Below are 21,699 nucleotides of genomic sequence, written 5' to 3' on the forward strand. Positions count from 1 at the left end.
ATTTAGGAAAAAGTGCTGTATTTACAACAAGATAGGATTTTCGGGGGGGGGGGTAACACTTGTTAAACCATATAGATTTTGCCACTCATCAAGCTGGGCTTGATTGGCAAAAATTTCGGCGTGGAATTTTTCGTCAATGTTGTCCAGCGTGATGAGATAGTGGCAATCGGCAACGAATTTTTTCTTTTCCCAAAGTCGTTTTTGGAAATTCTCTAATTGAGCCAAAAAGGCGATGATGTCATGAGCGATGTGACGAAGTGTTTGGATTAGGCGTAAATTTTGGGCAATATTGTCTGCGGTTTGGGCATTGTCAATGTCATCCAAATTCATCACTTCATTTTTGATATAAAAATCCAATTCACGCTTTAAAAATCCACCCAAATCTTTATGGATAAAATAGTCTGCTTTGTTTTTGGCGGTGTAGTCGTCCAAATATTTGCGTAATAGCGAGCGTTCTTTATTATTTTCTGTTCCTTCTTTTTGGGCGAGTATTTGCCAATTTTTACCAATAATCGGATTGGCTAACAAAGTTTGAACAGTCTGTCCGTTAATGGATTTATCTTTTTCAGTATCTTTATCTTTTGCTTGTGTTTGTTTGGCATCCTTAATAGCCGTGTAGTCAAACAAAATGGTCAAAACCTTACCGTCATCGCTTTCGCTAATGGCTGTAATGGCTTGGGTGATTACGTCGCCAAATTCATCTTCACTTTCAACAATGCTGTCTTCGGCTACTACAAATACTCTCTCTACTTTGTTGTCTTTTTGGTTGTCTTTGGCGGTATCGGCGGTGTTTAGTTTAAAAAAGACTTGTCGTCCGTCCGCCAAATCAAAACGGTAATTGGCAAAGTTTTCACCTGATTTAGTGTAATACTGGTCTTTATTTGCCCAATGTAGCATTACTTCCTCACCATTGTAGGGAATGGCGTAGGTATCGCCCTTGTAACGACGCTGGCTGATAAAATCGCCTTCTTCATAATAACGGCTAAAAAAAGTCAATAAGTGACGGTAAACCGCCGTTTCCATGTCACTATTTTTGGCAAGTTTGTCGGCAACGTTTTTTGGCAGGGTGTGGTTTAGATAGTGGGTAATCTGTTCGTTACGGCTGTTTAAAATGCGATAAATGCCAAAATCCAAATCGGCACGGTCAATCTGAAAGATTTCTTTGAGTTTGCTGGTGAGTTCGAATAAGGCAGTCATGGCGGTTCCTATGTTTAGAGTTGTGGTATTTTATTATACTATAAATACCATGTCTGCGAGATGGTATTCACTTGGTATTTCGTCAGGCTGTTATAGATTCCTCTTAAAGTTTTAATTATGATCATGGTAATCTTATTGTTGAAGTTGTGATATTTTTTATTCTGTGATAAAAAGTAGAAGTGATAGAATTGAAGATTGGCACCCGTTGATTTGTAGTGGATTAAAGGCAGTGTATGAAGCTCAAAAAATTAAAAATCAAAAATTTTAGGAATTTTGATGATTCTGAAATTGAATTATCAAATAAAAATTTAATTTTTGGCATGAATGATGTTGGCAAAAGTAATTTAATTTATGCTTTACGCTTACTATTTGATCACCGTGCAAGAAATAGTCAAATTTTCGATACAGATTTCCATACCTGCAATACATCTAAACCTATAGAAATATGTTGTTATTTGGATATATCAGAAGAGAGTGAATTTAAAGATATTATTATTGCCAGGGCTGAAAATGCAAGTGTAGATGATAATCAATATTTTATAATCAAATTGTCCATTGAGTTAGAAGATAATAAATATATTAGTAATTTGCACTGGGGATCTGAGAATGAAAGCTTGTTAGCAGTTCCTATGCGTGGGTTAAACCGCACCGTGTTAGATGATACTTTTTATTGCGTATTTATTCCATCGCAAAATGATATGATATCTAAATTTAAAGAATTCAAAAAAGAATTATTAGGTAATCATGATAAGCATGTCGATGATAAAGATATTGAGCAAACAATAAGAGAGTTAAATAAGTCAATCAATGCTGAGATATCAAAGCTGTCCACAGTAAAAACCATGGAATCCGATTTAAATGAACAGCTTGTATTATTTGATAAAAATTATCAAATAAAAATATCGCCAAATCATACTTTTGGTGATTTGCATCATAATTTAGATATTTATATGTACGATGCAAAGGATGAAGAATGTGAGGTTGAAGCAAAAATATACCCTACATCAGGTGATGGAAGAGTCAGGAAGGTAATGTATTCTCTTATAAGTTATCTGCTAAATAAGGGGCAAGCTGCCAATGGAAAGATTCCAATTTTGTTAATTGAAGAACCTGAAAATCATCTTTTTATTTCATCACAGATTGAATTATCCAAAACTATTTTTAATGAAGGATTTAGCCCTTATTTATTTTTGGTTACCCATTCACCACAATTATTTTTTAAAATTAGTGATGAGGCTAATTTAATTCGACTATTTAAAAGAAACGGGAAAATAGAGATAAATTCAGAAATTGCCAAAATAACAGATGATTATAATAACCTTAAAAATATTTTAATGGAAAATTTAGCACAATGTTTATTCGTTAATAGAGTCTTATTGGTTGAGGGGCCATCTGAGAAATTGCTTTTTGAATGGGTATTAGATACATTAGGGTGCGATAGAACAGATATCATTGTACAAAGTATTGCGGGCATCTATTTTGATAAATATATTCAAATATTAAAAGGATTAGGTATTAAGATTATTATTAAAACAGATAATGATATTGCTAAAGTTTCACGAAAAGATGAATTAACCGCATTAGGATTTAATCGTTGCATTGATTTATTCAATTTACTCTGTGATTGCGAAGAAAAAGAAAAGTTAGATAATGTTGCCTTGGGACCTAATGCATCAGAATCTACCATTTTAGAAGCAAAAGATGATTTTAGAAACAAAATTTTAAGCAATAAAAATTGTTTTGATGAGTTTTCTCGCTTAGGAATATATCTATCAAAAATTGATTTGGAGCATGATTTGGCAATATGTCTTGATAAAGACGATAAATTCGTTAAAGATTTGCAGGAGTCAAAATGGATAAATATGTGGGAATTTACCAAAAATGCCACACATGCTGAAGCTAATAAAATCTTTTATCATGAGAACTTTAAATGCTTAAAGGATTTGGTTGATGAATAATTTTAATCTAACAGATGAGCAAAAAGATATCGTTGAGCCAAAACGATTTTCATCAGCCATGATTATTGCTAATGCGGGTTCGGGAAAAACCAATACATTGGTTAGAAGAGCAATCAATCAGACCAAAGGAATTAAACCTTGGAAAAATATTGCAATTATTAGTTTTACTAACAAAAGTGCTGGTGATATTTTGAAAAAAGTAAAAGAACTAAATGGAAGTAAAATTATTGCGATGACATTTCATTCATTCTTGTTGCATCATGTATTGGCGTTTAATGAATATTTTAGAAGCCAAAAAATCTTATTTGATTTTAATCCAGATAATAGCTCAAGTAGTTTAGAAGAGTGGTTAAATAACGTTATTGATAGAAAAATTATGACATCTAGTGGTATGAGGTCAGAGAAAGATTACTTATTTGAATACGCAATTGAATGCCTTGAAAAAAATGAATATATCAGAAAATACTTAAAAACAAAATTTGAAGCAATATACATTGATGAAGCACAAGATAATAATAGTTTACAGTATGAAATTGTAAAGTTGTTTTTATCTTATGGCATACAAGTTGTTTTGGCTGGCGATCCACAGCAAACCATTTATGAATTTAGGGGGGCGAGTTCGGAAAAATTTCAAAGTATGAGAAATAATCCACACTTTAAAGATAGAATTTATCAATTAAGTCGAAATTTTCGTTGTCATTCATTGATTGATGCTTGTGCAAAAAACTATACTATTCCACAAGAAAACAGCATATCTTGTGAGGATGGAACTGTATACGGAGTATTTGTCACGAAAACTGCTAAAACAATTGTTGATAAATTTAGTGAAGAAAAATTTAATAATGAAGGATTGTGTTTTTTATTTTGGAGCACAGGAAAAAATCAGAGTATTATTGAAGAGCTTGACTTGGTTTTGGTAAAACTTCCTAATTTTATTGAAAACCAACAAGATCCGCAGTATCAAAATTATTTAGATTCATTATTAAGATTGTATTTCTCAAAATCAGTTGAAGAGGTATACTTTAAAGACAAATTTTTATCCGATATCCATACAAATATAGCTAGAAAATTGATACAAGACTTTAAAAATAATCTATGTATTGATACATTAAAATCTTTAAATGATCATGCTGGACTAATAAACCGCAGTGATTTTGCAGAAGTTATCGAGTGTATCAACCTTGATACTACAAGACAATTTTATCAGTTAGATAAAACACAAAATATTGCAATGACCATACATTCTGCTAAAGGGTTGGAATTTAGAAATGTCGTTTTGCAAAAAAATGATTTTAGAAATATAGGTGGAAGTGCCAAAATGTTTTATGTAGCGTGTACTAGGGCTGAAAAACGCTTGTTTTTCGTATAAAAATATATTGTGATAAAGGACTGTTTGGCTGTGAAAATAATTTAAGCTAGAATGCAATAAAAAAGCTTACCCAACCACGCGCTGCTGTACATCAAAAGACCAATCAGTCCACGCCACAACCCCGCCAAAGTGCTTAATGTTTTTTTTGCAGAATTTAGCTAATGTCTTAGCGGGGGGGCAATGCCAACACATGTGGGTATGCCTACCCACTGCATGATACGCTGCTTAATCTGCGTACCTAGACCTTGTAAATCATTCAGGGTATTTAATTGTGCAAGGCATTTATCGATCGAATAAATCTCAACAGCAGGCGCGATACTTTCAATGGTTTTCATCATGCGATTAGACATGTCGCCATACAGTTCATAATTGCTGCTAAAAGCAAACAATAAACCTTGAGACACAACATGCTTAACCCGAAAGTAAGGCACACCCATCTTAATGCCAAAAGCTTTGGCTTGTGCAGTGAGTGATACCTCACAACCATCGTTATTGGATAAAACAACAACCGCTTTTTCTTTTAGGGCGGGTCTAAATACTTGCTCACAAGAATAGTAAAAGCTGTTACCATCAATTAAGGCGTACATTTTAGCGACCCCATGTGCCCCTTGTTTTTTAATGACATGAGTAACACGCCCACAATGGACCATTCGTCAACGTCGCTGGGTATGAAGTTGGGATAGCTGCCACTGCTGTTATTAGAGTGCAGATCAAGCCCGTGTGCGCCTTTACCAAGCGTTTAATGGCAAACTCATTATTCACATTTGCCAATACAATGCCGATATGCTCTGCCACAGGGGATCGATCTACAATAAGTAGGTCATCTAAATCAATGCCCGCATCTAACATTGACAAACCACCACAGCGAATTATGATAGTTGCAGGCGAGTTGGTCACTAAAAGCTCATTTAGGTCAATCGCGTTGGATAAATACCCCTCAGTAGGACTTGGAAAGCCTACAGCAACTTTCTCCTGGTATAAAGGGATGTCTAATTTGCTTAGGATGTTTGATAAATAAAGCACATCATTAGGTAGTCTACCCATGTACTTTGATGGCTTAAGATAATAAGAGGCTCTTTTAGCGGCCAATATCTCATCGACAATAGGCACACATGAAAGAGGAATGCGTTTGACAGCTGTCTTTTCACCCAAAGTTTATGGCTCTTTTGCCCCCATGACCACGGCCTTTGGTCTTGTTTATAGGTTCTTTGATATCAGACATGATGTATGATCCAAATTGATTAAGTAACTTAATCAAGTTTAAATGAAAATAATGTAAATATCAACTCAAAACCACTCATTCATCAAACCACCAAACGTTTGAATGTGTATGGGACTGAATAAGATCCAATGACTATGTCGAGTTCTAAGAGATATAGCAGAATCATCTTAATAACCATGCAGCTAAATGTAGGTTCTTATGGTATCATAATATACTACTTTCTATATATTGTATATATATATTTGAAAATACATGATTCTTAACACTATATATTGAAATGAATTAGAGTTAGTTTATGCTGAAGCCTAAGGTTTATTTAGACCAAAATGCTTTGACAGCGCTGCTAAAAGAGGCGAGTGAAGAGCTTGTCCGCATTTTGGCAGAGACGTGGGAGATTTTTTATTCCTCAGCAACGTCGCGAGTTCGAATCTCGTTTCCCGCTCCAAATTTTAAAAAGCTCAAATCGAAAGATTTGGGCTTTTTTTTGTTGAAGTTATTCATTTTAAGCATTTTAAAAATGAATCAAGCAAAAGAATTTGCAAAAACAAAACAATCATATCAAAGGTGTTGAAAATTTTGATTGTAAGCTACTAAATCGAATGGCTAGAAAATGCAACGGTATGTACTCGAAAGCTTTTATCTTTTATCAACGAATACAATCTTAGGTTTAACGTTGATAGCGTACTTACTTTTCATGTTTGACACATGATAAGTGTTGTGGTTGTAAGTTGGTTTTATAAATGGATATCTAAATGTTTATTTACGTTATCCAAACAGCCCATCGGTTCTTGGTTTTACTAAGATGCCCACATAACAAAGACAAAATATCACAAAAGACGCTATCCACAATACTTGTGATAATAACATGAGCGGCATATAACTATCATTAAAAAATAGCGGTAAGACCACACGAAATATGCCACACAAAATCATCAACATGAACATTAATGACACAGCGGCAGGGGGCTGATGGATATTTCTGCCAGTATGTCCAAGCGACACCCGAGCCATCATGGCAATCGTCATCAGCCCAATGCCAAACACCGCCAAACCATGAAGTCCAAGCGTGTGGATATTAACAGAGCCAAACCAATTTAACTGTGTGGCAATCGGATAAAGCACAAACATCGCCAAACTTATCGTCATGCCAAAAAACGCGATGATGAGCGACCATAGCAGGGGCTTTTGCCAGATGGCGTGGTGATACCAGTTGTTTAGGCGTGCCAAATTAGCCACCAAACACACCAACGCACACACGCCAGCAATCATGGGCTGTTTGATGAACAAATCAAAAATGATAAATCCAAAAAATCCAAATAAATTGAGCTTGTCCAGTAGATTGGAGTTTTTTTGTTCAAGTTGTATGCCATTTGGCGTGCCATCACGATTGACGTTGATGCCTTTGGTGATAAAAAATGGCAAAACACGCCGTGCGATGGTAAACACCACGCCAATCACCAAGTATAAGGCAAAATATAAGGCGATTTGCTGTGTGCCGTGATGATTTATCAGCACGCCCACATAAAAAGCAACGCTGGCAACAGTCAAAAGAACAAGTTTGGCAATGATGCCAATTTGACGTTTTTGGCGAACAGCCCACACCGCTTTGATGACAGCAAAAGTGGTCATGCCCCAAAATATCATGTCAAATACAAAAGCCGCCACAAACAGGGCAATGCTGGGTGTGGCATGAAGCCCAAGCCAAATCAAGCGAGATGCCGCCCACGCCCCAAATATCGTCCCCAAATGCCAGCCATAAGGCATGGGCTGATTTGTCCATGTTTTGACTGCCGTTAATAAAAACCCTGCAATCACTGCCAAAGCATAACCAAACACCATCTCATGACCATGCCAATAAAAGGGCGAAACCACTCCTTGAAAAGGAGCAAAGCCTTGTAATATCACCAGCCAAAGCAGCATACTTATCGCAGCAAACACCGCCGAACCCACAAAAAATATGCGAAAACCCAAATTTAAAATGGGATGGGGGGATGTTGGGCGTTTGGCGGTGTTTTGGATATTCATAAGCATGGCGAATCTTTGAATTGTTATTACGATTGTCAAAAAAGTAATCTGCTGATTAAAAAAAGTAATCTGCTGATTAAATCACTATTTTTTAAAATATCATCTCATCAAAAATGAAATAGCGTTTGTGTGGTCATTGCTCAACCATCTGTTCTAGGTGTTCGGATTTTAAAATAGTGTATTGTGCACCATTTACGCTGATAATTTGCTGATTTATCAAAAATCGCAAAGTTCGACTGAGTGTTTCAGCACGGATACTCAGTAGGCCTGCTAAATTTTTTTGACTCATGGGTATCTCTACTTTGCTGTTATTGTCAGCATGGCATAACAGATAATAAGCTACTTTCGCTTGTGCAGTTTTCAGGCTTAATAAATCATACAATAAAAACTGTGTCGAGATTTGCTCATACATCTGATCTGCATACCAAGTAAATATCGTAGCTAAAGACGAGTTGTTGAATGTTTTCTTTATCTCATGAATGGGTAAAATGGCAACATAGCTATTTTGTGAAGCTTTGGCGGTTAACTGATGGCAGCTATTTTTTCCAAACGAGTTATATTGATTATACGCAAGCATCTCATCTTGTTTTTCATCACACTCATCTACTTTTAAATTAGGCAGGCTTTCATTGATCATCTGCACCTGGTGGATATGAGTTTTATTTGTATCAAATCTGTTTATTAGGCTTTCTTGACCATTGGGCTGCTGACGATAGCAATGGATTGCACCTTCTAATAAAAAATATAAATAACGCACTTTAGCATATTGCAAATAAATCAAACTGCCTTTGGGGTAGTAGTGAATCGTTGCTGCCGAAATTGAAAGTTTCTTATTGGTTGTCGCAAAAATAGGATGGCAGCCTAAGCGCTGAAGATAAACAATCTTTTTTTCATCATACAGTTTTTTCATGGCTAAAGAGTGGGCAAATTAGATTGAGGTATTGTAAACATTTAGCGACTTTAGCCATAGTATACTTAGGTAGAAAGCAGCCAACTAAGCTTACTACTTTAGGGTAGTGTCTTAACCATTTAGAGCATAGCTAGGTGTTGACAACTGGTTTATGCTAAAACCAAATCAATTCTGGGGGTGTGTATGCATGTAACATTAAGTGATTTGTTAAATAACAACCAATATTGGGCGCAGTCACTGACAGCGCGTGATCCTGACTATTTTCCAAGACTCTCAAAGGCGCAGTCACCCAAATATTTATGGATCGGCTGCTCTGACAGTCGTGTGCCCGCCAATGAAGTGGTAGGCGTCATGCCAGGAGAGCTTTTTGTGCACCGCAATGTCGCAAATATGGTAGTTTCAACTGATATGAATTTGTTATCAGTGTTACAGTTTGCGGTAGATGTACTTAGGGTTGAGCATATTATCGTATGTGGTCACTATGGTTGCGGCGGTGTTAAGGCGGCGCTTAGCCAACAAGAATATGGTCTGATAGATAATTGGCTGAGACCGTTGAAAGGAATGCGTTACCAATATCGTGAGGCTTTTGAGGGCTTAACTGATGAAGAGGAGCTTGATTTATTATGCCAAATCAATGTTAAGCGTCAGGTCACTAATGTTTGCCATACTACCATAGTGCAAAATGCTTGGTATCAAGGCAGACAACTTTCGGTACATGGCTGGATTTATGACATGAATAGTGGGCTGATTGAGGATTTGGGCGTGAGTATTAGTAATGCACAACAGCTGGCATCGGCATTTATCTATTCGCATTAATAAAATTAAAGCAGTCATTCGACTACACCCAAAGAAGTATCTAATGATAGCCATTTAGGCAATAGTTAGGTAACCAATAAATTTTTATAATCAATGTTAGCTTGGTGTTTCGATTGTCGCTAGCCAGCTAAGCTCTTTTTACAACAACGAGGAAAGCAAAATGAGCCACTTACTCGACCAATTTCGTTTCTTTAAGAAAAAAACGGGTGAATATGCCGACGGACATGGTGAAGTCCGTGATGAAAGCCGTGACTGGGAGAATTTTTATCGTAATCGCTGGCAATATGACAAAGTTGTCCGCTCAACCCATGGTGTCAACTGTACTGGCTCATGCTCATGGAAAATCTATGTTAAAAATGGCTTGGTGACTTGGGAAACCCAGCAAACCGATTATCCGCGCACTCGCCCAGATTTGCCTAACCACGAACCGCGCGGCTGTCCACGTGGTGCCAGTTATAGTTGGTATATGTACTCTGCCAATCGTCTCAAATACCCAAAAGTGCGTAAACCTTTACTGAAGCTTTGGCGAGAAGCGCGTACTAAATATACAGATCCAGTTGAAGCGTGGGGTAGTATTGTCAGCGATCCTAATAAGACTGCGCAGTATAAGTCCAAGCGTGGTTTGGGCGGATTTGTGCGCTCTAGTTGGAATGAGGTTTTTGAAATCATTGCTGCAAGTAATGTTTATACTGCTAAGACGTTTGGACCTGACCGCATTATTGGTTTTTCGCCCATCCCTGCCATGAGTATGGTGAGCTATGCTGCTGGCAGCCGCTATTTATCCTTAATTGGTGGAGCTTGCTTATCGTTTTATGATTGGTACTGTGATTTGCCACCCGCTTCTCCAATGACATGGGGCGAGCAAACTGATGTACCTGAAGCCGCTGATTGGTATAATTCAGATTATATCATTGCTTGGGGCTCAAATGTACCGCAAACTCGTACTCCTGATGCTCACTTTTTTACGGAAGTGCGCTATAAAGGCACCAAAACCGTTGCCATCACCCCTGACTATGCCGAGATTGCCAAACTGTGCGATTTGTGGCTCAATCCAAAACAAGGTACCGATGCCGCTCTTGCCCAAGCCTTTTGCCATGTAATTATTAAAGAATTTTATTTAAAGCAGCCAAGCGATTATTTCTTAAATTATGCGCGCCGATATACCGACTTGCCGATGCTGGTAATGATTGAAGGCGAAGGCAAGTCTACGCGCGCAGGTCGATTTTTGCGAGCTTCTGATCTAATAGATAACTTGGGTCAAGATAATAATCCTGAATGGAAGACTGTTGCGCTTGATCAAAATGGTGAGCTTGTTTCACCGATTGGTTCTATTGGCTATCGCTGGGGTGAGTCTGGTCGTTGGAACCTTGAAAACAAAGAGGGTAAAAATAATAGCGAAGTTACTTTGCAGTTATCTCAAAAAGATTCAGGTGAAACCGTTTTGGTTGGCTTGGATTATTTTGGCGGTGGTGAACATCCATACTTTACATCTGCTCAAGGCGATGACATTCAATACAAGACCTTGCCTTGCCGTACATTGACTTTGGCTAACGGTGAGACTGCCAAAGTGGTTACCGTATTTGATTTGATGCTTGCCAATCTGGGCGTGGATAACGGCATGGGCGGTCAGCATGTGACCGATGATTATAATGATTCAACTGTGGCAGGCACGCCAGCATGGCAAGAGGCTATCACTGGTGTAAGCCGCGAAAAAGTCATCCAGATCGCACGCGAATTTGCAGAAAATGCTCACAAAACCCATGGCAAGTCCATGATTATCATTGGCGCTGGTATGAACCACTGGTATCACATGGATATGAATTATCGTGGTGTGATCAATATGCTGATTTTGTGTGGCTGTATTGGTCAGACAGGCGGTGGCTGGGCGCACTATGTTGGGCAAGAAAAATTGCGTCCGCAAACAGGTTGGGCACCTTTAGCATTTGCCCTAGATTGGCATAGACCGCCGCGCCATATGAATGGTACAAGCTTTTTTTATAATCACTCAAGTCAATGGCGTCATGAAAAAGTCTCTGCGCATGAAATTCTTTCACCTCATGCCAATAAAGCGCAGTTCCCTGAACATATGCTTGATTACAATATCCGTGCTGAGCGTGCAGGGTGGTTGCCGTCTGCGCCACAACTGAATCAAAATCCCTTGGTGATTGGGCGCGCTGCCAAAGCCTCTGGTGATGCTGAAACTTATGTGGTCAATGGTCTTGAGAATGGTTCAATACGCTTTGCAGCAGAAAGTCCTGATAATCCAGCTAATTTCCCTAGAAATTTGTTTATTTGGCGTTCAAACTTGCTTGGCTCATCAGGCAAAGGGCATGAATATATGCTGCATTACCTGCTCGGTACTAAGCATGGTATTCTAGGCGAAGAAACGGTGCATGGTGGTATCCGTCCAAATGAAGTGGATTGGGTAGATAATGCACCAACAGGCAAGCTTGATCTGGTGACCACTTTGGATTTTCGAATGTCTAGCACCTGCCTATATTCAGACATCGTCTTACCAACCGCCACTTGGTATGAAAAAGACGATATGAATACTTCGGATATGCATCCGTTCATTCACCCTTTGACGGCGGCGACCGATCCAGCTTGGGAATCCAAAACTGATTGGGAAATTTATAAAGGCATCGCTAAAAAGTTTTCCGAACTAACGCATGGTCATTTGGGTGTCGAGACCGACATTGTCACTTTGCCAATGCAGCACGACAGCCCTGCTGAACTTGCTCAGCCCTTTGGCGGTACGGATTGGAAAACCGCAGGCGAGCGCCCTGTACCAGGCATCAACTGTCCACATATCAAGGTAGTGGAGCGTGATTATCCAGCAACTTATGCTAAATTTACGTCTCTAGGCGGTCTCATGGACACCTTGGGCAATGGCTCAAAAGGTATTACATGGGACACCAAAGAAGAAGTTGGCAATTTGGCAGCATTAAACTATACCGTTACCGACAACACCGTTGCTTATGGTCGCCCACGCATTGATACCGCGATTGATGCTGCTGAGACGATTTTGATGCTGGCTCCAGAGACCAACGGGCACGTTGCAGTCAAGGCATGGGCAGATTTGTCAAAAAATACAGGACGAGATCACACCCACCTTGCCAAGTCTTCTGAACATGAAAAAATCCGCTTCCGTGACATTGTCGCCCAGCCAAGAAAGATTATTTCAAGTCCGACATGGTCAGGTCTTGAGTCTGATAAGGTGAGTTACAACGCAGGCTATACCAATGTGCACGAGCTGATACCATGGCGTACAATTACGGGTCGTCAGCAATTTTATCAAGACCATCCTTGGATGCAGGCGTTTGGTGAACAGATGCAGCAGTATCGCCCACCGATTGACACGCGTGCTACACAAGCATTAACACGCTATCAGTCCAATGGTAATAAAGAGATTGTGCTGAACTTCTTAACGCCGCATCAAAAATGGGGTATCCATTCAACCTATTCTGAAAACCTGCTTATGCTTACCCTAAGTCGTGGCGGTCCAATTGTGTGGATGAGCGAAATTGATGCCAAGAAGGCAGGTATTGTGGATAATGACTGGATTGAAGTGTTTAACCATAACGGCGCCATTACCGCTCGAGCAGTCGTCTCACAGCGTGTCAAAGAAGGAATGACCATGATGTATCACGCTCAAGAAAAGCTAGTCAATATCCCAGGTTCTGAAAATTCAGGTACGCGTGGCGGTATTCATAACTCTGTGACGCGCGCGATCTTAAAACCGACGCACATGATTGGCGGTTATGCACAACAAAGTTATGGATTTAACTATTATGGCACAGTGGGATGCAACCGAGATGAGTTTGTTGTGGTGCGTAAAATGGCGAATATTGACTGGCTAGAAGGCAAGCCAGACGACAGTCTGCCACAGCCATTACCTACTACTTTAGACTGATGCGCACGCTCTTTGGCAGAATAAAGAAATTCTGCCAAAGTAGGTACTATACTCAATGACACATTTTACCTAGCTTTTGCTAGGTTGAGGAAAATTAATATGAAAATTCGTTCTCAAGTGGGCATGGTGCTAAACCTTGACAAATGTATTGGTTGCCATACTTGCTCTGTAACTTGTAAAAACGTTTGGACCAGCCGTGAGGGTATGGAATACGCATGGTTTAACAACGTAGAATCCAAGCCCGGTATCGGATATCCCAAAGAATGGGAAAACCAAGCTAAATGGAAAGGTGGCTGGATTCGCAATGCCAATGGGACAATTAACCCTAAAATTGGTGGCAAATTCCGCATTCTTGCCAATATTTTTGCCAATCCTGATTTGCCATCGATAGATGATTATTACGAACCGTTTGATTTTGATTATCAGCATCTTCAATCTGCACCGATTGGCGAGCATCAGCCGATAGCACGCCCTCGTTCTTTAATAACGGGCAAAAGAATGCAAAAAATTGAATGGGGTCCAAACTGGGAGGAGATTTTAGGCTCAGAATTTGAAAAGCGCCGAATTGATAAAAACTTTGATAATGTGCAAGCGGATATCTATGGTCAGTACGAAAATACCTTTATGATGTATCTGCCGCGTCTTTGCGAACATTGCCTAAACCCAACATGCGTGGCATCATGCCCATCTGGAGCAATTTATAAGCGTGAAGAAGATGGTATTGTTCTTATTGATCAAGAAAAATGTCGTGGATGGCGGATGTGTATATCTGGCTGTCCTTATAAAAAAATTTATTATAACTGGAAGTCAGGCAAATCTGAAAAATGTATTTTTTGTTATCCGCGCATTGAATCAGGTCAGCCGACCATTTGCTCGGAGACGTGCGTGGGACGGATTCGTTATTTGGGCGTACTTTTGTATGACGCCGACAAAATCAAGGATGCTGCCAGTACACCAAACGAAAAAGACCTTTACAAAGCCCAGCTTGACGTGTTCTTAGACCCCAATGACCCCAAAGTCATTGAGCAAGCCCTGAAAGATGGCGTACCGATGAGCGTGATTGAATCCGCCCAAAAATCTCCTGTCTATAAGCTTGCGATGGATTGGAAGCTTGCTTTACCCCTGCACCCAGAATATCGTACTTTACCGATGGTATGGTATGTACCACCGTTATCACCCATTCAAAACGCTGCCGAAGCTGGGCAAGTGGGTATGGATGGACTCATTCCTGATGTGGACAGTCTGCGCATCCCATTAAAATATCTTGCTAATATGCTCACCGCAGGTGATGAAGAGCCTGTTCGCTTAGCACTTAAGCGCCTGCTAGCCATGCGTAGCTATAAGCGCCTTGAGCTTGTTGAGAAACAAGATGCTAAAGCTGTGCTTGATGCAGTGGGCTTAACCAAGCACCAAGTCGATGAAATGTATCGCTATTTGGCGATCGCCAATTATGAAGATCGCTTTGTCATTCCAACGGCGCATCGTGAAGAAGCGATGAGTGATGCCTTTGCTGAACGCAATGGCTGTGGTTTTAGTTTCGGTACGGGCTGTGGTGGCAGCAATGATGTCAATATGTTCGGACAAAGAAAATCCAATCGTCGTGATATGATTGACACTGTACAGACTTGGGAGTCTTAAGATGGATTTTAAATTATTAAAAGTTATTAGCTTATTGCTTGATTATCCTCACGACGCCTTATTTGAGGACAATAATCTTGAGGCATGCCGTGACATTGTCATGGCATCTGGGCTCATCAGTCCAGAAGTGCGTCAGCATATTGGCGAGTTGATTGATGAGCTTGGGAATTTGGGTGCCATTGAGGCTCAGTCACGTTATGACAGTTTGTTTGAGCGTGGCCGCACACTGTCTTTATGGTTGTTTGAGCATGTGCATGGCGAAAGTCGCGACCGTGGTCAAGCTATGGTGGATTTGATGGCGCAATATGAATCAGCAGGCTTTGAAATTGATGTTAAAGAGTTGCCGGATTATCTTCCAATGTATCTTGAATTTTTAGCTTATCAAGCCACTCAGACCGATGATCATATTGCTATTCGTCTTGAGATTGCAGATATTAGTCATATTTTAGTACTGCTTGCTGCTAGATTAATTGATAAAAACAGCAAATATGTGAGCTTATTTGAGGCTCTGCTACAGATTTCAGGCAAGCCTTTAAGTGATATCGATGAAGAGCTTACTAAAATGGGTAAAGTGATTGATGATACCACACCTGAAGCCATTGATGCCGAGTGGGAAGAAGAAGTGGTTAACTTCATGGCAAATAATGACACACAGTGCCCCTCAAGCCAAACAGCTAAACGCATCAGCCACATGGCAAGTGCACATACCCAAAATCAACAAACTCAACCTGTGCATTGGGTAGATTTTAATCAAAAAATCAAGACAGACTCTGCAAACACAACACAAGGAGTTCGTATATGAATGCTCAAAACTGGATTCATGTTTTTTTATTTGGCATATATCCTTATATTGCCTTAACTGTGTGCGTACTCGGCTGTTGGGCAAGATTTGATTTATCACAGTACACATGGCGTGCTGGCTCAAGCCAGATGCTGTCCGATGGATATATGCGTCTTGCCAGTAATTTATTCCATATCGGTATCATCGTAGTGCTTTTGGGGCATTTTTTTGGTATGCTGACACCACATTTTGTTTATGAGCGTATCATTACCGCCCCTCAAAAACAGCTGCTTGCTGTCATCGTGGGCGGCATCGCAGGCGTGATGTGTTTAATTGGGCTTGTGATGTTGATTTGGCGACGTTTTACTAACCCACGTATAAGTCACACTTCTACATTCAGCGATAAGATGCTACTTATTATCATCTTGGTTCAATTACTGATGGGTCTTGGGACGATTTTTTCGTATCCGAACCATTCAGATGGAGCATTGATGGTATCATTGGCAGGTTGGGCGCAAAATCTTGCGATTTTAAGACCTGTATATGCTGCCTCGTTGGTTGAAGATGCAGGGCTGATTTATAAGATGCATATGTTCTTGGGGACGACACTGATTTTATTGGTGCCATTTACACGCTTGATTCATATTATTTCAGCGCCAATTTGGTATTTGGGTCGCAATTACCAAATTTTGCGCCAAAAGAGATCTCAGTAAGTAATACCAATAATAACAATAATAAAATACTGTGCCATTGCCACAAAGACTGCATCCTTGTCTTTGTGGTTTTTTATCTTAAGATACTCTCTTTAAAGTGATCAATTGACATTCTCCCAAAGAAGTATGGTGAACAGACTCTTTATTTTGGATAATGATCTTATTATTCATATTTTCATTGCAACCATGATAAGAGGTCTTATGAGCGTTGGAACCTATATACCGACTCAACAAACAATTCAAAATATATGCACAGATGAACATGATGATTCTACTAAGCTCGCCAAAGTATTGAATATAGAGAATTTGGCTCAAGAAGGCGATAATATTCGCATTATGCCAACCTCTGAAGACCTGAGCAGACCTTCATCTGATGCTCAATTTATCAAGCAAGCATTAGACAAAAAAATGTCTGACCGCACCAATCTAATCGCCTCAAGCCACCAAGCTTTACCAAATATCACTGTGAATGGCGTAGCAATAGACCCCAAAGCAGTAGCTGCCGAAGTGCAGTATCATCCTGCTAATAGCCAAGAAGAAGCATTGTTTTTAGCAGCTCAAGCCTTAGTTATGCGTGAATTATTGCGCCAAGAAGTGGTGATGCGCTTGGGAGAAAGGGTATGGTTAGAGAATGAAGAAGCTGCCATCGCTAAGCTGTTAGAGCAGCAAGTTATCGCCAAATCACCAGACAAAACAAGCTGTCAGAATTACTATCATGCTAATCAAGTTGAATTTGTTAGTACGCCAATAATGACGCTTCGCCATATTTTGCTTGCGTGCCCGCCACAAGAGGGTGAAGAGCGCATTGAATTAAAAAAGCAAGCTCGCCAATTGATCGATTTGCTTAATCAAAGCCAAAATCGGGATAGTGATTTTATTGAGCTTGCACGTCGATACTCCGCCTGTCCTTCAAAAGATGATGGCGGTGAATTGGGTGTATTACAAAAAGGCAGTACCGTGCCTGAATTTGAGAGTGCTGTATTTGCTTTGCCAGTTGGTATCAGTATTAATCCGATTGAGACGCGATATGGGATCCATGTGATTGAAGTTCTACAAAAGCAGGAGGGTAGGCAGCTGAGCTTTGAAGAGGCATATCCTATCATTGAAAATCATCTTAAGCAGCAGTCATTTCATCATAGTTTGTGTGACTATTTATTTGAATTGAGCCAAAAGGCTGATATTATTGGCATTGAGCTTAAGATGAATGAGCAAAATATTTATCGTGGCTGATTTATATTAAATTTATAAAAGGAAAAACACATGATTCGTGTAGATGAGCTTCAAAAATCAATTATCAGTCGCGTGGACGAATATTTGGATATTGACAATCCTTTGGTATCCAGACAGAGGGTAGTACTGGCTTTAAACGATGCACTTAATCACATATTGGCGGTTGATATAAACGCAAATCTCGATATGCCGCGCCAGAATGTTTCGGCGATGGATGGGTTTGCTTTGGCTGCACAAAGCCAACTACAGCAGGGTGGTGAATTTACCGTCATAGGCGAGTCTTGTGCAGGCACGCCGTTTAGTGGCGAGATTTTACCCAACCAAGCGGTGCGTATCTTTACAGGAGCGGTTGTACCAGAGGGTTGTGATACGGTAGTAATGCAAGAACATACTACTTTTGATCAAATTAACATAACTGATAAATCTCAGCCTTATTCCATTGTACTAACCAAGCCTGCTAAAGTCAGCGCCAATATTCGTCACCAAGGTGAAGAGATTGCTCAAGGTGATACCTTGCTTAGTGCAGGTAAGCGTCTGAATCCCAGTGATATTAGTCTGCTTTCTGGTATGGGATATGATGAAATTGAAGTGTTTTCACCACTCAGAATTGGTCTGATAGCCACAGGCGATGAGCTGGTTTCCATTGGTCAGCCATTGAGTAATTTGGCTCAGATTTATAATTCCAATACTCCAACTTTAAAGGCATTATTAAGCAAATTACCTATCATAATCAAGGATTATGGCATTGTCAAAGATGTGTTTGATGAGACTTACGAAGCAGTCAAGCATGCCATTGAAGAATGTGACATAATTATCTCTAGCGCTGGTGTTTCTGTCGGCGACTATGATTTTTTAACCGAAGTGGTAAAAAGCTTGGGTAAAATTAATCACTATAAAGTCGCTATGAAACCGGGTAAGCCGTTTGTTTTTGGTGAATTCGCTACGGATGCGCGTAAGGTGCTGTATTTTGGGTTACCGGGCAATCCACTTTCTACAGTAGTTGGCTGTATTAACTTTGTGCGTCCAGCACTATGGCAGGCGCTAGGGGCAATAGATGCACCCCTTACCTTACACTTGCCTGCGATTACGACGGCAAACATCAAGAAAAGTGCAGGTAGGCGAGAGTATCAGCGCGGCTATTTTGAAATGGGTGAAAAAAAATTACAAGTCACACCAGCCAGTGCGCAAGACTCTCACCGCATCAAACAATTGTCTCAAGCCAACTGTCTAATTGTACTTGATGAAAATAGTGTGGGTGCGAATCAAGGCGAACAGGTGATGATTCAGCTATTTGATTGGGTGATGTGAGTTGCACTGACCATTTGATTTTATAAGTAATAAATGTCATCGGTCAAGTGCATAATTTCAGATTTGTCATGACTCACATATAACATTGGTATCGCGGTGCTATCAATAACAGCTTGAAAAAATGGCAAGATATCTTGTTTGTGCATGCTATCAAGTGCCGATAAAGGTTCATCCAAAAGTAGCAGTTTGGGGGAGTATAATAAAGCGCGCCCCAAAGCTACTCGCTGCTTTTCACCACCAGACAGTTTGTTTGGCAGACGGTGGATTAAATGACCAACTTTAAGTAGCTCAATAATCTCATCAGGATGAAACCGTCTTTCATTTGGATGAATATTTTGATAACCATAGGTTAAATTTTCTATGACGGTTTTGTGCGGAAAAAGTTGAGCGTCTTGAAAAACCATTCCAACACGGCGATTTTGAATGCTAAAATTAATATGGGTATTGCTATCAAACCAAGTTTGTTTGTTGATGATGATTTTGCCTGCTTGGGGAGTTTGAATCCCTGCAACAGCATGAAGAATACTGCTTTTACCTGAGCCTGATGCTCCAAATAAACCCACCACTTGCGCGTTTGAGTATAAATTGACATCAAGATTAAACTTACCTAAAGTCAGATGGAAATCGCATTCAAACACATTCATTGGGTTAGCCTGTTTCTTTGCGTTCGATTGTACCATTGGGCAATCCACATTGCGATAAATGCTACGCCGATACTAATCATCATTAAGCGCATTATCTTATCATCACTGTTTGGTTGCTGTAATAGGCTATAAATGGCCAAAGGTAGGGTGCGAGTTTGTCCTGCAATATTTCCTACAAAAGTAATGGTCGCGCCAAACTCTCCTAGGCTACGACAAAAAGCAAGCATTGCACCGATCAAAATACCAGTTTTTGATAAAGGTAAAGTAATCCCAAAAAATACCTTCAGGCGACTTGCGCCCAAGGTCATGGCGGCGATCTCAAGCCGTCTGTCTACCAGCTCTATCGCCAAACGCACTGACTGCACCATGAGCGGAAAGCCCATAACACTGCTTGCCAGAACCGCACCTTTCCAGTTAAAGGCAACCTCAAACCCCAAAGCAGATAAATGACGACCGATAACACCTTGATTGCCAAAACTGATAAGTAATAAATAGCCTGGTACGACAGGGGGAAGTACCAATGGCAAAAATACTAAAGTTTCCACCAAAGACTTCCCCCAAAATTGCTTACGAGCTAACCAGTATCCCACTCCTATTGCAGGTACCAAAGTAATGCTTAAGCTAAATAAAGCGATTTTGCAGGATAAATAAATAACTTGCCACTCATCATGGGTTAGGCTAATCATGGCAGTACTTCAAAACCGTATTTTTGATAAATGGTTATTGCATCAGCACTTTGAATGAAATCATAATATGGCTTGATGTTATGATTATGCCGATCTTCGTGCTTAATCATCGCTAAGGGATAGATAATTGGGCGATGACTATCTTGGGGAAATATGGCGACAATCTGGACAGTGTTTGCTATGACAGCATCACTTTGATAGACCACACCAAGCTGACACTCGCCTCTATGAACGAAGTTGAGAGCAGAGCGTACATCTTGGGTTTCCACCAATTTATCTAAAAGACCATCCCATATACCCAAATAGGTAAAAGCTTCTTTGGCGTATTTGCCAGCAGGCACGCTTTGGGGGTTGCCGATACAAAGTTTGCCTTGAAAAAGATGAGGGTCAAACAATCCATTTTCTGCAACATTCAGTGGAACTGGCTTATCTTTTGGAGTAATAAGTACCAAGCGATTGGTCAATAAATTTTTTTGGCTACCTTCGATCAAATAATTTTTGTCTGTCAGATCATCCATCCAAGTGGTATCTGCCGATAAAAATACTTCAGCAGGCGCACGACTTTGTATTTGTTTGGCAAGTGTACCTGAAGAGGCGTACGAGGTATGTACGACAGTATCATGCTGTTGCTGATATAATGCATTAATCTCATCAAGGGCATTTGATAGGCTTGCCGCAGCATAAACGGTCACAGTCTGCGCTTTGGTTGAAGGATCCTGACTGCATGCACTCAAACTTGATAAAACTAACAATATTAATATGCTAAAAAAGAATTTTTGCATAATTTTTTGACCTAACCGTTATTAGAAAGCCATAAGCTTTCCTGACTATCCGTATAAAACTCCTGTTTCCAGATAGGAATCTGTGCCTTGATGGCGTCGAGCAACCACTGACAAGCTTCGAAGGCAGGATAGCGATGATGAGCGCTAACGCCTATCCACACCGCCATATCGCCTATGTTCAGATCACCGATGCGATGCATGGCGATGGCATTTTCAATTTTAAAACGTTGGCAGGCTTCACTGATCAATAGCTTTCCTTGATTAAGTGCCAGTGCCTCATAACCATAATAGGTGAGCTTCTCTACTGGACGGCTGTTGTTATGGTTTCGCACCCAACCTTCAAAGGTCGCTAAAGCCCCACAGCGGTCATCAAGCAGACCTTTTTTTAGTTTATTGTCATCGATAGCGATGTCCAATAGGGCGAATCCATCAGTGATTGCTGCATGATAGGCAGCCTCATGGCTTAAAGCGATTTTTGATGAGCCTTGATGTAGTTTTTGAGCCATA

Annotated in this window: 19 protein-coding genes; 10 read left to right on the top strand and 9 right to left on the bottom strand. The window is 40.1% G+C overall.

Annotation, left to right across the window (positions count from 1 at the left end; translation table 11 throughout):
* Positions 1 to 21 precede the first annotated feature (21 nt).
* On the bottom strand, positions 22 to 1,197 hold the full coding sequence (locus U0021_RS09170; protein WP_114799997.1) for a restriction endonuclease subunit M: 1,176 nt from the start codon (positions 1,195 to 1,197) through the stop codon (positions 22 to 24).
* A 233-nt stretch (positions 1,198 to 1,430) separates the two neighbouring features.
* Here U0021_RS09170 and U0021_RS09175 point away from each other — a divergent pair, with 233 nt between their 5' ends.
* Both U0021_RS09175 and U0021_RS09180 read left to right on the top strand, forming a co-directional pair.
* Complete coding sequence (locus tag U0021_RS09175; protein WP_114799998.1) at positions 1,431 to 3,155, top strand: ATP-dependent nuclease; 1,725 nt, start codon at positions 1,431 to 1,433, stop codon at positions 3,153 to 3,155.
* Entirely contained in the window at positions 3,148 to 4,524 is a 1,377-nt protein-coding gene (locus U0021_RS09180; protein WP_114799999.1) for a UvrD-helicase domain-containing protein, read from the top strand. Before U0021_RS09175 ends, U0021_RS09180 begins: the two co-directional genes overlap by 8 nt.
* Positions 4,525 to 4,682: 158 nt before the next feature.
* Here U0021_RS09180 and U0021_RS09185 read toward each other — a convergent pair whose 3' ends face one another.
* Both U0021_RS09185 and U0021_RS09190 read right to left on the bottom strand, forming a co-directional pair.
* Positions 4,683 to 5,111 (bottom strand): Y-family DNA polymerase, encoded by a 429-nt coding sequence (locus U0021_RS09185; protein WP_205276493.1) that lies wholly within the window; start codon positions 5,109 to 5,111, stop codon positions 4,683 to 4,685.
* A gap of 28 nt (positions 5,112 to 5,139) precedes the next feature.
* Positions 5,140 to 5,676 carry a S24 family peptidase gene (locus tag U0021_RS09190; RefSeq protein ID WP_162816793.1) on the bottom strand — a complete coding sequence of 179 codons (537 nt, stop codon included), beginning with the start codon at positions 5,674 to 5,676 and terminating at the stop codon, positions 5,140 to 5,142.
* Positions 5,677 to 6,041: 365 nt separating this feature from the next.
* Here U0021_RS09190 and U0021_RS09195 point away from each other — a divergent pair, with 365 nt between their 5' ends.
* Positions 6,042 to 6,317: a hypothetical protein gene (locus tag U0021_RS09195; protein ID WP_114800001.1), complete on the top strand. Its 276-nt coding sequence runs from the start codon at positions 6,042 to 6,044 to the stop codon at positions 6,315 to 6,317.
* 194 nt (positions 6,318 to 6,511) lie between these two features.
* Here the strand turns inward: U0021_RS09195 and U0021_RS09200 are convergent, their stop codons facing one another.
* Both U0021_RS09200 and U0021_RS09205 read right to left on the bottom strand, forming a co-directional pair.
* Complete coding sequence (locus U0021_RS09200; protein WP_114800002.1) at positions 6,512 to 7,777, bottom strand: NnrS family protein; 1,266 nt, start codon at positions 7,775 to 7,777, stop codon at positions 6,512 to 6,514.
* 127 nt (positions 7,778 to 7,904) lie between these two features.
* Positions 7,905 to 8,681, bottom strand: a complete 777-nt coding sequence (locus tag U0021_RS09205; protein WP_114800003.1) for a Crp/Fnr family transcriptional regulator — start codon at positions 8,679 to 8,681, stop codon at positions 7,905 to 7,907.
* Between the two features lie 183 nt (positions 8,682 to 8,864).
* Here U0021_RS09205 and can point away from each other — a divergent pair, with 183 nt between their 5' ends.
* From can to U0021_RS09240, 7 genes are all read left to right on the top strand, one after another.
* Positions 8,865 to 9,497, top strand: coding sequence for a carbonate dehydratase (can, locus tag U0021_RS09210; RefSeq protein ID WP_078255505.1), 633 nt, complete (start codon positions 8,865 to 8,867; stop codon positions 9,495 to 9,497).
* A gap of 160 nt (positions 9,498 to 9,657) precedes the next feature.
* Positions 9,658 to 13,410 (top strand): nitrate reductase subunit alpha, encoded by a 3,753-nt coding sequence (locus U0021_RS09215; RefSeq protein WP_114800004.1) that lies wholly within the window; start codon positions 9,658 to 9,660, stop codon positions 13,408 to 13,410.
* A 99-nt stretch (positions 13,411 to 13,509) separates the two neighbouring features.
* Positions 13,510 to 15,048, top strand: coding sequence for a nitrate reductase subunit beta (gene narH, locus U0021_RS09220; protein ID WP_114800005.1), 1,539 nt, complete (start codon positions 13,510 to 13,512; stop codon positions 15,046 to 15,048).
* Between the two features lies 1 nt (position 15,049).
* Positions 15,050 to 15,850 carry a nitrate reductase molybdenum cofactor assembly chaperone gene (gene narJ / locus U0021_RS09225; RefSeq protein WP_114800006.1) on the top strand — a complete coding sequence of 267 codons (801 nt, stop codon included), beginning with the start codon at positions 15,050 to 15,052 and terminating at the stop codon, positions 15,848 to 15,850.
* Positions 15,847 to 16,542 carry a respiratory nitrate reductase subunit gamma gene (narI, locus tag U0021_RS09230; protein ID WP_114800007.1) on the top strand — a complete coding sequence of 232 codons (696 nt, stop codon included), beginning with the start codon at positions 15,847 to 15,849 and terminating at the stop codon, positions 16,540 to 16,542. Before narJ ends, narI begins: the two co-directional genes overlap by 4 nt.
* 126 nt (positions 16,543 to 16,668) lie before the next feature.
* Positions 16,669 to 17,772 carry a peptidylprolyl isomerase gene (locus U0021_RS09235; RefSeq protein ID WP_114800008.1) on the top strand — a complete coding sequence of 368 codons (1,104 nt, stop codon included), beginning with the start codon at positions 16,669 to 16,671 and terminating at the stop codon, positions 17,770 to 17,772.
* A 30-nt stretch (positions 17,773 to 17,802) separates the two neighbouring features.
* Complete coding sequence (locus U0021_RS09240; RefSeq protein ID WP_114800009.1) at positions 17,803 to 19,080, top strand: molybdopterin molybdotransferase MoeA; 1,278 nt, start codon at positions 17,803 to 17,805, stop codon at positions 19,078 to 19,080.
* Between the two features lie 20 nt (positions 19,081 to 19,100).
* Here U0021_RS09240 and U0021_RS09245 read toward each other — a convergent pair whose 3' ends face one another.
* From U0021_RS09245 to U0021_RS09260, 4 genes are read right to left on the bottom strand one after another with little or no spacing between them, the layout of a single operon-like run.
* Positions 19,101 to 19,724, bottom strand: a complete 624-nt coding sequence (locus U0021_RS09245) for an ATP-binding cassette domain-containing protein (RefSeq protein ID WP_227538671.1) — start codon at positions 19,722 to 19,724, stop codon at positions 19,101 to 19,103.
* A complete protein-coding gene (gene modB, locus U0021_RS09250; RefSeq protein WP_114800011.1) occupies positions 19,721 to 20,410 on the bottom strand; it encodes a molybdate ABC transporter permease subunit in 690 nt (229 codons plus the stop codon). Before modB ends, U0021_RS09245 begins: the two co-directional genes overlap by 4 nt.
* Positions 20,407 to 21,192 carry a molybdate ABC transporter substrate-binding protein gene (gene modA / locus U0021_RS09255; RefSeq protein WP_114800012.1) on the bottom strand — a complete coding sequence of 262 codons (786 nt, stop codon included), beginning with the start codon at positions 21,190 to 21,192 and terminating at the stop codon, positions 20,407 to 20,409. Before modA ends, modB begins: the two co-directional genes overlap by 4 nt.
* Before the next feature lie 11 nt (positions 21,193 to 21,203).
* On the bottom strand, positions 21,204 to 21,698 hold the full coding sequence (locus tag U0021_RS09260) for a molybdenum cofactor biosynthesis protein MoaE (RefSeq protein ID WP_078255496.1): 495 nt from the start codon (positions 21,696 to 21,698) through the stop codon (positions 21,204 to 21,206).
* Position 21,699 lies beyond the last annotated feature (1 nt).

Origin of the sequence: Moraxella canis (assembly GCF_034424565.1) — a bacterium.
GTDB lineage: Bacteria > Pseudomonadota > Gammaproteobacteria > Pseudomonadales > Moraxellaceae > Moraxella > Moraxella canis.